The sequence below is a fragment of the Mycobacterium sp. E2733 genome (assembly GCF_001667585.1).
Classification (GTDB): Bacteria; Actinomycetota; Actinomycetes; order Mycobacteriales; family Mycobacteriaceae; genus Mycobacterium.
On the sequence record NZ_LZJZ01000061.1, the window covers coordinates 1 to 12,705 of the forward strand.

The following is a 12,705-nucleotide window of genomic DNA, read 5'->3' on the forward strand; positions in this document are numbered from 1 at the left end:
TCGAGCTCGTGCAACAGGATCCGACCGTCAGCCAGGTCAAGCTGATCGCCGAGCCGTGGGACGTCGGCCCGGGCGGCTACCAGGTCGGCAACTTCCCACCGCAGTGGACCGAATGGAACGGCAAGTACCGCGACGCCGTCCGCGACTTCTGGCGCGGCGAGCCGTCGACCCTCGACGAGTTCGCCTACCGGCTGTCCGGGTCCGCCGACCTCTACGAGCACACCGCGCGCCGCCCGGTCGCGTCGATCAACTTCGTCATCGCCCACGACGGGTTCACGCTGCGAGACCTGGTGTCCTACAACGAAAAACACAACGAGGCCAACGGCGAGGACAACAACGACGGCGAGAGCCACAACCGGTCCTGGAACTGCGGAGCGGAGGGGCCGACGGACGACCCGGGCGTCAACGCGCTGCGCGCCCGCCAGCAGCGCAACTTCCTCACCACGCTGCTGCTGTCGCAGGGCGTGCCGATGATCTGCCACGGTGACGAGCTGGGCCGCACGCAGAACGGCAACAACAACGGGTACTGCCAGGACAACGAGCTCACCTGGATCGACTGGGCGAAAGCGGACAACGGCCTGCTGGAATTCACCTGCATGGTGTCGGCGCTGCGTGCCAACCATCCGGTCTTTCGCAGGCGGCGGTTCTTCTCCGGCGAGCCGCTGGGCCGCCGCGGCCAGGACGGCCTGCCCGACATCGCCTGGTTCACCCCGGAGGGAACCGAGATGACCGAGGAGGACTGGGGCGCGGGATTCGCGAAATCCGTCGCGGTGTTCCTCAACGGGCACGGCATCCCCGACCGGGACCCGCGGGGGCAGCGGGTGCTCGATGACTCCTTCCTGCTGTGCTTCAACGCCCATTACGAGCCGATCGAATTCACCTTGCCGCCAAAGGAATTCGGTGCCTCTTGGCAACTCGTGGTGTTCACCGGGCCGGAGGAGGAGACGCCCGCGGAGGAGGTGCCCGGAGGAGGCACGCTCACCGTGGACGCGCACACCGCCGTGGTCTTGCAGGCCCCCGACGGTGGCTGACGCGCCGCCCGCCGCCGTCTGATCAGGCGGGCACCGGTGACCTTCGCCCCGAGATTGGTGACCTTTTGCCCCCAGACATCGCATTCCTTCTCCCGCACACTGTCGGTTGCGCGGCCGCGGGGGAAGGAAGGGGCAGCGATGGAGAGGCCGAGCCCCGAGGCGTGCCTGAACGACGTGGCCTGGTGCAGACGGATCGCCCTGGGGATGGTGTTCACCCTCGCCGCGCTCACCTGGGTCGGCTGGGCGGCTGGCATCGACCGGCTGACCCGGATCGATTCGAGCTGGCCGCAGATGATGCCATGGACCGCTGTATGGCTGGCGGTGCTGGCCGCGGCGATTGCAGCGCAGTCGGGACGTCCGTCGCGGCGGCGCGTGTGGGTTGGGCGTGGCCTGGCGGTAGGTGTGAGCGCCCTTGCCGGCATCACCCTGGTGGAGTACGCCACCGGTCGGCCGTCGTCCGGCCTGGACCTGGCGTGGTTCGGGGACGCGGTGCGCGCGTCGCAGCAGACGTGGCCCGGGCGTCCCAGCCCGCAGACGTCCGTGTCGGTGCTGCCCCTGGCGGCCGCCGCGGCGCTGACCCGAGCGGACCGGCGGACCCGCGTGGTGTGGCCGGCATGCATGGCCGCCGGCGCGGCCATCCCGTTCGTCACAGTCGGCGCCTACCTGTTCAACGCACTGGCGCTGGTGGGCTACTCGCCTTCCACCGGCCAGGCGCTCATGACCGCCTTCGCGCTGTTGCTGCTCGCCGCGGCGACGTCCCTGGCGCGCCCCGACCGGTTTCCGGTCGCCTGGCTGCTCGCCCGGCCCGACCGGAAAACACTGCTCCGGTTGGCGGCCCTCCTCGCCGGCTTTCCGATCGTCGTAGCGCTGGCAAGGCCGCTCTTTCTGGGGCTCGGACTGGGCCAGCACGCGGAATGGACCTTCTCGATATTGCTGGGCACCGCCACCGTCGGGGCGATCACGTTCTTCTTCATCCAGCGCGAGCAGAGGCTGCTGATAGAGCAGGAGCTGGTCAGCAAGGAACGCGCCGACGCCGAGATGCGCTACCGCATCCTCGCCGACAATGCGGTTGACATCATCGTGCACCTCCGGGACGGCGAGATTGTGTGGGTCTCACCGTCCGTCGAGGCCGCGTTGGGCCGCCCACCGCAACACTGGACCGGCTCCGATTTCGACCGCCACATCCATCCGCGTGACCTCGAGACGGTCCTCACCGCGCTGGACAGAGTCGCTGCCGGCGAATCGGTCCTGCAACGGTTCCGGGTGCGCTCCGCCGACGGCGATTACCACTGGGTCGAGGGCCATGGAAAACCGTACGTCGACGCCGAGGGCAACACCGACGGCCTGATCGCCGCGTTGCGGATCATCGACGACCAGGTCGAGGCGGAGCAGCGGCTGGAACGGATGGCACGGTTCGACATCCTTACCGGCCTGGTTAACCGGGCGGAGGCCATCAGCCGATTCGAGACCGCGATGCAGACACCACGACCGCTCGGCACATACGTCGGGGTCCTGTTCTGCGACGTCGACCACTTCAAGGAGATCAACGACACCTGGGGCCACGGCGTCGGCGACTGCGTGCTGGCAACGCTGGCCGCGAGGATCCGTGAGAGTGTGCGCAGGAGTGACACGGTGGGCCGGATGGGGGGTGACGAGATACTCGTCCTCCTGCCCGACATCCACAGCATCGACGAACTCGCCCAGATCGCCGAGAAGATTCGTTGCCGTGCCGCCGAACCCATCGGTGTATCCGGGAAGACGCTATCGGCGACGCTGAGCATCGGCGCCACGCTCGCCCTGCCTGGCGAGTCCGTTGACGCGATCACCGGCCGGGCGGACGCGGCCATGTACCGGGCCAAGCTGGGGGACCGGAACACCGTCGTTCACAACTAAGTCGCCGAGCCCTCGCCCTGCGACGAGTGATATCCGGTAGGTTTTTGCCGACGGCAGCTCGTTACAAGAGAGGGCAAATATGTCAAGGACAGTGGTGGTGGGCGCCTCGAGCGGACTCGGTCGCTGCATCGGCGTCGGCCTCGCCCAGCGCGGCGATCAGGTCGCGCTGTTGGCCCGGCGCCGCGAGCGCATCGAGGCGGCGGCCAGGGAGGCCGGCCCGGGCGCGATCGCCATCGAGTGCGACGTCACCGACGAGGCGTCGTGCCGGTCGGCGATCGCCGCCGCCGCCGACGCCCTCGGCGGCATCGACAACATCGTCTACACCCCCGCCGTCGGGCCCCTGGTCCGCATGGTCGACACCGACGCCGCGACCTGGCGGCGCATCTTCGACACCAACGTCGTCGGCGCGGCGCTGGTGACGGCCGCGGCGGTACCGCACCTGACGGTCTCCGCGGGCAAAGCGGTCTACTTGTCCTCCGACGCGGGCACGTTCGGGCCGCCATGGCCGGGGCTGGGCGCGTACGGGGTGAGCAAGGCGGCGCTCGAGCGGATGGTCGACGCGTGGCGGGCCGAACACCCGGACATCGGCTTCACCACCTTCATAGTCGGGGAATGCCCGGGTGGCGAGGGGGACGCGGCCACGGGAATGAACATCGGCTGGGACATGGACCTCGCCATGAAGGCCGTGCCGCTGTGGGCTTCCCGCGGCTGCATGCCCGGCAAGCTGATGCCGGTCGAGGATCTCATCGACGTGGTGCACACGATCCTGCGGACGAACGCCGCGACCTCGATGCCGGTGGTGGTCGCCAGGGGCGCCCCCGCCAGCCCCGCCGCGTTCGCGGATTCCGCACAGTCCTAGCTTCGGGTCGCCGCCGTCAGTCCTAGCGGCCCAGCTTCTCGCGGACCAGGTCGGTCAGGAAACGCCTGGCCGAGGTCGGCCGGAAGGCGCGGGCCGCCCCGGTGAGCGCCTCGCGCGCGTCCGGTGGCAGCTCGATGTCGGCGGCGGCGACGTTGAACTCGAGCTGCTCGACGCTGGACGCGCCGGGGATCGCGACGACGCCCGGATAACTGATCAGCCAGGCCAGCGCCACCTGAGCGGGCTTGGCGCCTACCGTGGTCGCGACGTCGCGGAGCGTTTGCAGCAGCGGCTCGACGCGGCGCAGGTTCTCGGTGCCGAACAGCGAGTTCAGCGCCCGAATGCCGCCCGGACGGTTGTCCGGGCCGTACTTGCCTCCCAGCAGGCCCTGCTCGAGCGGGCTGTAGGCGATCACGATGCGGTTCTCCCGCTCGGCGAAGGGCACCAGGTCCTCCAGCGCCCCGGCGTGGGCCAGCGAGAAGTGGACCTGGTTGCTGACGACCGGCCGCCCGAGCGCGGCGTCGGCCTTCCGCCACCGCTCGAGCGAGTAGTTGGAGACGCCGACCGCGCCGATCTTGCCGCTGTCGAGCAGGTCGCGCATGCCCGGCATGATCACCGTGTCGGGGACCAAGGGGTTGGACTGGTGGATCTGGTAAAGCGGGATGCGGTCCAGCCCCAGTCGCTGCGCGCTGGCGCGCTCGCGCTGCCTGATCACCGCGGGGAAGGGCGCGACGGGCATGATCTTGCTGGCCACCGCGACATCGGCGCGCTCGTCACCGAGCGCCTCGCCGAGGATCCGCTCGCTCTTGCCCAGCCCGTACACCTCGGCGGTGTCGAACAGCGTCACCCCCAGGGCGCGGGCCCGGCGCACGATGTCACGGGCGGCGCCCGCCGCGTATCCCTCGCCGTAGCCCCATTCGCGTGACCCGAATTGCCAGGTGCCCAAGCCGATCCGGCTGACCCGGCCCACTCCTTCGACTTCGAGATACTTCATGCGCCCACCCTAGCCAGGGATCTTGCCCAGCACGTAGTTGGCGATGCCCACGCCGGCCAGCCGCGGTTGGCCGCTGTCCGTCGTGCCGCTGCAGGAGACCATCAGGTCGACGATGACGTTGGCCTTGGCCGCGATCGCCCGGGCCGAGCGGATCTGGAGTCCTCGTGGCGTCAGGTCCAGCGTGGTGATGCCGTTGGCGGCGTCGGCGGGTGTGCCCACCGAAAACGGGAGCGCCTCGCCGTTGGCCGGTGTCAGCGTCACGGTCAGGCCGCCGCACCGTCGCCATCCCGATTGCAGCGCCCCAAGCTGCGCCTGGGCCGCCGCCGGGTCGCGGAACGCCACCACCGCCTCGATGACCTGGGTGGACTTGAGGAAGCTGCGTGAGTCCCGGAACTCCGCCGCGCGGTATCCGGCCACGCCGGCGCCGGCATAGGCGTCCGGTGTGCCGGGGGCGACGCTGCCCCAGCACTCCGGCCGGTCGATGGCCCCTTCCGCGTTGGAGCGGCCCATGTTGTCCCACGTCTGGCCGGCCTCGAGGTTCTCGTCGGTGGTGAGGTTCTTGAGGGCATCGGCGCCGGGGAGAAGCGCGGCCAGGTCGTCGGGCGCGACCGGGCCGGGGGCCGCCGGAGGCGCCGCGCTCGTGGAGGTGGTGGCCGGCGCCGCGGTCTGGGTGGACGGGGCCCCGCCCAGCGTGGCCCACGCGGTCAGGGCGACCACGGTGACCGCGATGAATGCATACGACAGTGCCAGCCCCGCCAGCGCGCGGTCGCGGCCGGGCTCGCCGGTACGGCGGATCTGCGCCAGCCCGGCGTGTCCCAGGATCGCCCCGACGGGCGCGAACACGAACGCGAACACCAGCGACAACGTCGCCAGCACGTTGACGGGCGGGCGGTAGGGCGCCGTCGGCGGCGGTGTGAAGACCGGCGGCTCCATCGGGGGCGGTGCGGGCGGGACCCGGCCAAGCGGGTCGTACGTGTACGGGTTCTGCCAATACGAGTCCTGCGGGTCGGTCACGCCAGCGCCTCCTTACCGGCCGCACCTGCCCGCAATGTAGCCGACGATGCGACGCAGCGTCACAGCCGCGGCTTGGCGACGCTGACCACATACGGCGCGTCGGCCAAGGTCAGGTACACCCGATGCGGCCCGATCGCCATGCCGGACACGGGCGCCGCCTGGGCCGCCGGCGGCAATCCCGCCCGGTAGCCGATGACGCGGATCACCGGGATGCTGCGCGCCGGGAAGCCGGTGAAGCTGGCCGTCTCGAGCACCACCACCTCGTGGTCCGTGGCGGCGTAGATCCGGGTGTCGTCGGTGCCCAATTCGCGGACCGGGGACGGCAGTCGGGTGCTGGCCAGCACCGTCAAGCCCTCGCCGCCCCGGCGCGAGTCCACCGCGTACAGCGTGTTGTCGTCGTGGCCCGCGACATAGCTGCGCGTCACCGCGGCGCCGTCACCCGCCGAGACCGCGACGTTCATGCGCAGCGAGCCGCGCTCCTCGGCGGGGGACGAAGACCCTTTGTAATGCCGGATTCCGGACGGCGCATACACGTGGTAGTCGAGCTCGCGGCCGCGGTTGGCGCCGTCGATGGTGTCCGCGGGATCACCGGCGACCGGGGCGGTGGGCAGTTTCCGGAAGCCGTACTGATCCACCGGCGTCACCGACCTGCCATCCGACGACAGCGCGAGCAGCGTCCGCAACCCGGCGTCTTCGGACAGGTACGCCGGGGCGGGTCCGGCATCGAAATCGCCGACCTGGCGCAGGCTTTCGAGGTCGACCTCGGCGACCCGGCCGCGCTCGGGTTGCGGCACGAACACGATCCGGTCGTCTTTCTGGCTGATCTGCAGATTGCGCCCGACCGCCATGGGCGCCGACATCCGCGTCTTGGCGTCGCCCGGGCGGTCACCGGCGGTGACCTCGGCCAGCCGGTGATCGCCGGTGAGCCCGACGAGGGCATGCGCACGATACGACCAGACCGGATCGCGCAGGGGCGCGGCGACCGACCAGATCGCGACGTCGGGTTCGCTCTCCAGCGACGCTCCCGGGGCCGCGCAGCCGGCCGTCACGATGAGCGCGCCGAGGATCGCCGCCCGACTGCGGAAACCGGTAGTCACAAGCGTTCTCCTTCTTTATGACTTGGTGGGGAACTACCCACTGGTGGGCGGCCGTACCCGTTTGGTCGCGGATTTCGTCGGGTAGCCGCAAGAGAGCGCGCAACAGCCCGCGCGCCGAAGCCGAGATGGGAAGGACACCATGGCTGAGACCGCCATCAAGTCGCCCACCGATGTGGTCGACTTTCTCGTCAGTCAACACCAGCAGATCAAGTCGTTGTTCGCCGAAACCCTGGCGGCGTCGGGGAAGGAACGCGAGCAGGCGTTCGTCGAACTCCGGCGACTGCTGGCCGTGCACGAGACGGCCGAAGAGGAGATCGTGCACCCGCGGGCCAAGCGGAAGCTTTCCGAGGGCGCCGCGGTGGTCGACAAGCGACTGCACGAAGAGCACGAGGCCAAGACCGTCCTGCAGAAGCTGGAGAAGCTCGACGTGGACAGCCCGGAGTTCACGCAGGTGCTTACGAAACTGCGCGACGCGGTCGTCGATCACGCCGAGCACGAGGAGCACGACGAGTTCTCGAAGCTGGGCCAGGAATTGAGCGGCGAGGAGCTCGAACGGATGGGCCGCGCGGCCAAGCTCGCCGAGGCGATCGCACCGACGCGGCCGCACGCCGGTGTCGAGTCGCCGGCGGCCAACCTGGCCGCCGGACCGTTTGCGGCGATGCTGGACCGGGCCCGCGACGCCATCGTCGGCAAGGGCTAGCACGACTCACGGGGTGCCCCCACTCGGAGGGGAGGGGCACCCCGCCCCGCGTTGAGGGGAGCACCATGACCGCGACCAAGGCGCCGGGCGCCGAGCGCTACCTACCTGAGCCCGAGCAACGGGGACTGGACGCGCTGCGAGCGGCGGCCGAATGTTGTCGCGGTTGCCAGCTTTTCGCCGATGCCACTCAGACGGTGTTCGGCGACGGAAACGCGGGAGCGCCCATCATGCTGGTCGGTGAGCAGCCGGGCGACCAGGAGGACCTCGCGGGCGAGCCGTTCGTCGGACCGGCCGGGCGGCTGCTGGACCGGGCCCTCGAAGACGCGGGGATCGATCCGGGGCTGGCGTACGTCACGAACGCGGTCAAGCACTTCAAGTTCACCCGCAAGGGCGGCAAACGACGGATCCACCAAAAGCCCGGCCGTACCGAGGTGGTCGCCTGCCGCCCCTGGCTCATCGCCGAGATCGAGGCGGTGCGACCGCAGGTCATCGTGTGCCTGGGTGCGACCGCCGCGCAATCCCTGCTGGGGGCCGACTTTCGGGTGTCCGCCCAGCGGGGCCGCGAAGTGCGGCTGCCCCCATCCCTCGTTGATGTCGACCCGGAGCCGACCGTGGTGGCGACGGTGCACCCGTCGGCCGTGCTGCGCGACCGCAGCGACCAGCACGACGAGGCCTATCGGCTTTTCGTCGACGACCTGCGCAGCGCGCGCGCCGGCGTCGTTCGCTGACGGACCGCTGCTCATCCCTTCTTGTGCGGCATGAACTCCTGCGCCTTGGTTTTCAGGCCGACCTTGACGAAGCCGACGCGGTCCTCGTCGCCGGATAGCACCGCGGTGGTGGCCGACTTGAACTGGTCCCAGGTGGCGTGCGGCGGGATGGGCGGCATGTCGGCGTCGGTGAAGACGTCCATCACGGTGGGACGGTCGGCCGACAACGCATTGCTCCAAGCGCCTTCGAGTTGGTCAGGGTCCTTGATCGTCATCGCGTTCAGCCCCAGGCTGGCCGCGAACGCGGCGAAGTCGACGTCCGGAAGTGCCTGGGATTCATGGAATTTCGGTGACCCCGCCATGGCCCGCATCTCCCAGGTGACCTGGTTGAGGTCGTTGTTGTGCAGGATCGCGATGATTAGCCGGGGGTCCGCCCACTCCTGCCAGTACCGCTTGATCGTGATCAACTCGGCCATGCCGTTCATCTGCATGGCGCCGTCGCCGACGAACGCGATGACGGGCCTGCGCGGATGGCCGAATTTCGCGCCGATCGCGTACGGCACACCGGGTCCCATGGTGGCTAGGGTGCCGGACAGCGAGCCCCGCATGTTGCCGCGGAAGCGCAGGTTGCGGGCGTACCAGTTGGCCGCCGACCCGGAGTCGGCCGTGACGATCGCGTCGTCCGGCAGCTTCGGGGAGAGCTCGGAGTACAGGCGCATCGGATTGATGGGGTCCGCGCTGACGTGCGCTTCCTTGTCCATCGTCTCCCACCAGCGCGTCACATTCTTCTCGATCTCTTCGCGCCACGACCGGTCCTCTTTGCGGCGCAGGTGCGGAATCAGGGCCTTCAGCGCGGTCTTTGCGTCGGCGACGAGGTTGACCTCGTACGGGTAGCGCATGCCGATGAGCCGGCCGTCGACGTCGATCTGCACGGCCCGGGCCTGCCCGAATTCGGGCAGGAACTGCGTGTACGGGAAGCTGGACCCCACGGTGAGCAGCGTGTCGCAGTCCCGCATCAGCTCGTAGCTCGGCCGCGTTCCCAGCAGGCCGATAGAGCCGGTGACCCAAGGCAATTCGTCCGACAGCACGTCCTTGCCCAGCAGGGCCTTTGCCGCTCCGGCCCCGAGGAGGTCGGCGACCTGCGCCAACTCCTCGTGCGCCCCGCGCGCGCCGGTGCCCACCAGCATGGCCACCTTCTTGCCCGCGTTGAGGACCTCGGCCGCCCGCGCGATGGCCCCGTCGTGGGGGGCGATCTCGGGGTACTCGATGCCCAGGCTGGAGGGCACCATCTTGAACGCGTGCTCAGGGGGCGAGTACGGCAGCTCCTGCACGTCGCTGGGGATGATCAACGCCGTGGGCGCGCGTTGGGTCATCGCGATGCGGATCGCGCGGTCCAGCACGTTGGGCAATTGCTCTGGGACGGTGACCATTTGGACGTAGTCGCTGGCGACGTCCTTGAACAGGCTCAGCAGGTCGATCTCCTGCTGGTAGTTGCCGCCCATCGCGGTGCGGTTGGTCTGCCCGACGATGGCCACCACCGGAACGTGGTCGAGTTTGGCGTCGTAGAGGCCGTTGAGGAGATGGACCGCCCCGGGCCCAGACGTGGCCGCGCAGACCCCGACCCGGCCGGTGAATTTCGCGTAGCCGACCGCCTCGAAGGCGCTCATCTCCTCGTGGCGCGACTGGATGAATTTCGGCTTGTTGTCGGCGCGGGCCCACGCGGCGAGCAGGCCGTTGATGCCGTCGCCGGGGTAGGCGAACACATGCTCGATGCCCCACGTCCGCAGTCGCTCGAGTAGATAGTCCGAGACCTCTTGCTTAGCCATTGATGTCCTCCCAGACAGACGGTTTCGAATGATGTTCGCTAGGTGCGCCGGGCCGCGCAGGAGCCACGCTGACGCGTGGCTTGCTGCGATGACCCGCGGCCGTCTGTTTCGACCGCAACCTGGCACGCATGGGCCACCAGGGCAATTCCCACACGTCCGGCATACCCACGATCGCCGCGCTTAATCGTCGGTTTTGTCTACCCGGCCCGGGCTGCGAGCCACCCGTCCAGCTTGACTCACGCGCTCTTGGGCAGCGCGGACGATCCGGACGCGCTGTGGCCCTTGGCCACCCGCCGGATCAGCATGCGGGTGGCTTTGTCGAGGATCTCCTGGGCCCCGTCGGGGTTGCGGGCGCGTTCGGCGCGCCGCGTCGCGGCGGCGATCGTCAGCCCCTGCTCGTAGCCGGTCACGACGCGTGGGTCGACGTAGGAACCACGGGCCACCGCCGGGGTGTTGCCGAGCTCCTCGGCGACCTCCTTCATGACCGCGGATTCCACGCGTTTGGCCACCCGCCGGGAAACGGCCGGATCGGCGTCGGCAAACGCGGTGGCGGCCAACACCGTCCCGTGCCAGGTCCGCAGGTCCTTGACGGTGTATTCGTCGCCGACGAGCTCCTTGAATCGGGCGTTGAGGTCATCGGATCGCACGTCTATCCAGCCGGATGCTGTGCGGCACACCAGCAGTCGTTCCGTTCGGTTGGGCCGGCGCATCAGCGCACGCACCGCCCCGACCACTTCGGGGTCCTCGATCTCCACGGTGCGCCGCACGCCGCTCTTGGCGGGAAAGTCGAATTCGACCGCGTCGCGCCGAACCACCACGTGATCGCACAGCAGGGTCGCCAGGCCGTACGACTCGTGCTCCTCGGCATACTGCTCCCCGCCGGCGCGAAAATACCCGCGATCTAGAAGGCGCAATGCGAGCGCCAGCACCCGTTTGCGGGTCAACCCGCTGCGCTTCAGGTCTTTCGCGATCACGGCGCGCCACTGTGGCAACCGGGTGGACAATTCCAGGACGCGGTCGAACTTCTCCTCGGCGCGCTCCTGCTGCCATGCGGTGTGGTAGAGGTACTGGCGGCGGCCGGCGGCGTCCACGCCGACAGCCTGAATGTGCCCGCTCGGGTGCGGCGAGATCCACACGTTTTTCCAGGCCGGTGGAATGACCAGATCCTTGATCCGCTGCAGGGTTTGGGGGTCGGATAACGGTTCGCCGTCGGGTCCGTAATACGCGAAGCCCTTGCCCCGACGCTTGCGCGCGATGCCGGGCTTGCTCAGAACGCTGCGACGCAGCCGCATCATGTCCCTCCAGTTACGTTCGCTGACCGGACAATTACCCGCAGCGGGAACCGTTCACACGTTGCAGGGAAACGACCCGCCACAGCCTCGTGACGGGTCGTTTCTTCATCGCAGCGGAATCAGCCGGCCATGAACTCCTGGTAGGCCGACTCCAGGGTCGGCGGCAGCGCCTTGACATTGCACTGCCGTTCGGTGTCGCCGATCGGTGCCAGGATGCCGCGCAGGTCGTAATACTCCTGCGGATGGGCCGTGAAGTAGCCCCGCAGATTCGACTCGGCCTCCGGACGCGGCTGGCCGTAGGCGGCGGTGACCACCTGGTTGGCGCCCGGGTGCGCGGCCAGGTATTGCTCGGCCGAGCCCTGCACGGACGAAACCGTGGCGTTGACCCCGCCGGGGCTGCAGTCGGGCGCTGCGACGGCCGACGGAGCGCCGACGAGACCCATGGTGATGCCCCCGAGCAGGCAGCCTGCACTGATGCCGGCCAGGCGCCGGCGCGCGACGATACTGCTGATTTTCATGATCAGTGTTGTCCTTCAGAATTGCGAATTCACTTCGAACGAGGCTCCCGATCCTCGAAACCCAAAGTAGCGGAAGTGGAAAGTGGTCGTGTTCGCTCAGGACGAACGGAGGACCTAAGCCCACCGACTTGGCCACGGAACGCGCGCGTTCACTAAGTGAACGATCAAATCCGCTCGCCAACGCTGAGAATTCTTACGGAAAACGTGGCGGTTCTTAAGCAACCGTAATAAAGATCGTGACGGAATCGTGACCGTATACCGCCTTCACCCCGCGCGACTGGCGCCCTGGATCAGCCGGAGAGCTTCGCCGACCGAGTCGACCATGTGCAGGCCGAGGCCGGTGACCAGGCGGGTGAGCCGACGCAGCGCGACACCGCCGACCACGCTGCACTGCAGCCGGGCGAGCTGGCATTCGTCCTGGACGAGCAGCAACGTTCGAAGGCCGGCGCTGCCCAGGTAATCCACGCGGCTGAGGTCGAGGATCAGCGGGGCCCGCAGCCGCACGAAGCGGCGGATCGCCTGGGCGAGGAGGTCCGAGTTGGACGCGTCGATTTCCCCCCGGACGCGCAGGACCGTGGCCAGACCGTGCGCCTGCACGTCCAGTTGCGCTCCGGCGCAATCGATTTCATAGCAGTGGAGTCGTTCTTCGACTCGGTAGGGTTGAGTGTTCATATCGTCGCCCCGCCAATTGTCGTGGTGAGTGGTGAGCGACCAGTGCCCAGGCCGCTCGCAAGAGGGCGGCTGTGGATTCAACCTGAGGCGACCATAACGCCAATA

The 12,705-nt window shown here is 68.9% G+C and carries 11 protein-coding genes and 1 pseudogene; 5 read left to right on the top strand and 7 right to left on the bottom strand.

Annotated elements, in window-relative coordinates; genetic code table 11:
- The 3 genes and pseudogenes from A5678_RS10970 to A5678_RS10980 form a co-directional block, all read left to right on the top strand.
- A pseudogene (locus A5678_RS10970) lies at positions 1-1,031 on the top strand (glycogen debranching enzyme); the annotation flags it as partial.
- Between the two features lie 138 nt (positions 1,032-1,169).
- Positions 1,170-2,924: a sensor domain-containing diguanylate cyclase gene (locus A5678_RS10975; RefSeq protein ID WP_068042019.1), complete on the top strand. Its 1,755-nt coding sequence runs from the start codon at positions 1,170-1,172 to the stop codon at positions 2,922-2,924.
- Between the two features lie 91 nt (positions 2,925-3,015).
- Complete coding sequence (locus A5678_RS10980) at positions 3,016-3,783, top strand: SDR family oxidoreductase (protein ID WP_082945499.1); 768 nt, start codon at positions 3,016-3,018, stop codon at positions 3,781-3,783.
- 22 nt (positions 3,784-3,805) lie between these two features.
- Here A5678_RS10980 and A5678_RS10985 read toward each other — a convergent pair whose 3' ends face one another.
- Genes A5678_RS10985 through A5678_RS10995 form a run of 3 tightly spaced genes read right to left on the bottom strand, consistent with a single transcriptional unit; the run spans position 3,806 to position 6,885 of the window.
- Positions 3,806-4,774: an aldo/keto reductase gene (locus A5678_RS10985; protein WP_068042025.1), complete on the bottom strand. Its 969-nt coding sequence runs from the start codon at positions 4,772-4,774 to the stop codon at positions 3,806-3,808.
- A 9-nt stretch (positions 4,775-4,783) separates the two neighbouring features.
- Entirely contained in the window at positions 4,784-5,788 is a 1,005-nt protein-coding gene (locus tag A5678_RS10990) for a sensor domain-containing protein (RefSeq protein ID WP_068042028.1), read from the bottom strand.
- Positions 5,789-5,847: 59 nt separating this feature from the next.
- Positions 5,848-6,885, bottom strand: a complete 1,038-nt coding sequence (locus A5678_RS10995; protein ID WP_068042031.1) for a hypothetical protein — start codon at positions 6,883-6,885, stop codon at positions 5,848-5,850.
- 139 nt (positions 6,886-7,024) lie between these two features.
- On the opposite strand from A5678_RS10995, the gene A5678_RS11000 reads away from it, so the two are divergent.
- Together A5678_RS11000 and A5678_RS11005 are read left to right on the top strand one after the other, a co-directional pair.
- Positions 7,025-7,585: a hemerythrin domain-containing protein gene (locus A5678_RS11000; protein WP_068042034.1), complete on the top strand. Its 561-nt coding sequence runs from the start codon at positions 7,025-7,027 to the stop codon at positions 7,583-7,585.
- Positions 7,586-7,650: 65 nt separating this feature from the next.
- Positions 7,651-8,313 (top strand): UdgX family uracil-DNA binding protein, encoded by a 663-nt coding sequence (locus A5678_RS11005; protein ID WP_068042037.1) that lies wholly within the window; start codon positions 7,651-7,653, stop codon positions 8,311-8,313.
- 11 nt (positions 8,314-8,324) lie between these two features.
- On the opposite strand, the gene A5678_RS11010 is transcribed toward A5678_RS11005, so the two are convergent.
- From A5678_RS11010 to A5678_RS11025, 4 genes are all read right to left on the bottom strand, one after another.
- On the bottom strand, positions 8,325-10,118 hold the full coding sequence (locus A5678_RS11010; RefSeq protein ID WP_068042041.1) for a thiamine pyrophosphate-requiring protein: 1,794 nt from the start codon (positions 10,116-10,118) through the stop codon (positions 8,325-8,327).
- A gap of 236 nt (positions 10,119-10,354) precedes the next feature.
- Positions 10,355-11,410: a DNA topoisomerase IB gene (locus A5678_RS11015; RefSeq protein ID WP_068042507.1), complete on the bottom strand. Its 1,056-nt coding sequence runs from the start codon at positions 11,408-11,410 to the stop codon at positions 10,355-10,357.
- A gap of 119 nt (positions 11,411-11,529) precedes the next feature.
- Positions 11,530-11,928, bottom strand: a complete 399-nt coding sequence (locus A5678_RS11020; protein ID WP_067949848.1) for a heme-binding protein — start codon at positions 11,926-11,928, stop codon at positions 11,530-11,532.
- 264 nt (positions 11,929-12,192) lie between these two features.
- Entirely contained in the window at positions 12,193-12,600 is a 408-nt protein-coding gene (locus A5678_RS11025; protein WP_068042044.1) for an STAS domain-containing protein, read from the bottom strand.
- Positions 12,601-12,705: the final 105 nt, after the last annotated feature.

What these genes read in the sequence shown, in the direction of transcription:
- A5678_RS11020 (WP_067949848.1), bottom strand. Translation starts at nt 11,928, where the DNA reads ATGAAAATCAGCAGTATCGTCGCGCGCCGGCGCCTGGCCGGCATCAGT.
- A5678_RS10985 (WP_068042025.1), bottom strand. Translation starts at nt 4,774, where the DNA reads ATGAAGTATCTCGAAGTCGAAGGAGTGGGCCGGGTCAGCCGGATCGGC.
- A5678_RS11015 (WP_068042507.1), bottom strand. Translation starts at nt 11,410, where the DNA reads ATGCGGCTGCGTCGCAGCGTTCTGAGCAAGCCCGGCATCGCGCGCAAG.
- A5678_RS11025 (WP_068042044.1), bottom strand. Translation starts at nt 12,600, where the DNA reads ATGAACACTCAACCCTACCGAGTCGAAGAACGACTCCACTGCTATGAA.
- A5678_RS10975 (WP_068042019.1), top strand. Translation starts at nt 1,170, where the DNA reads ATGGAGAGGCCGAGCCCCGAGGCGTGCCTGAACGACGTGGCCTGGTGC.
- A5678_RS11010 (WP_068042041.1), bottom strand. Translation starts at nt 10,118, where the DNA reads ATGGCTAAGCAAGAGGTCTCGGACTATCTACTCGAGCGACTGCGGACG.
- A5678_RS11000 (WP_068042034.1), top strand. Translation starts at nt 7,025, where the DNA reads ATGGCTGAGACCGCCATCAAGTCGCCCACCGATGTGGTCGACTTTCTC.
- A5678_RS11005 (WP_068042037.1), top strand. Translation starts at nt 7,651, where the DNA reads ATGACCGCGACCAAGGCGCCGGGCGCCGAGCGCTACCTACCTGAGCCC.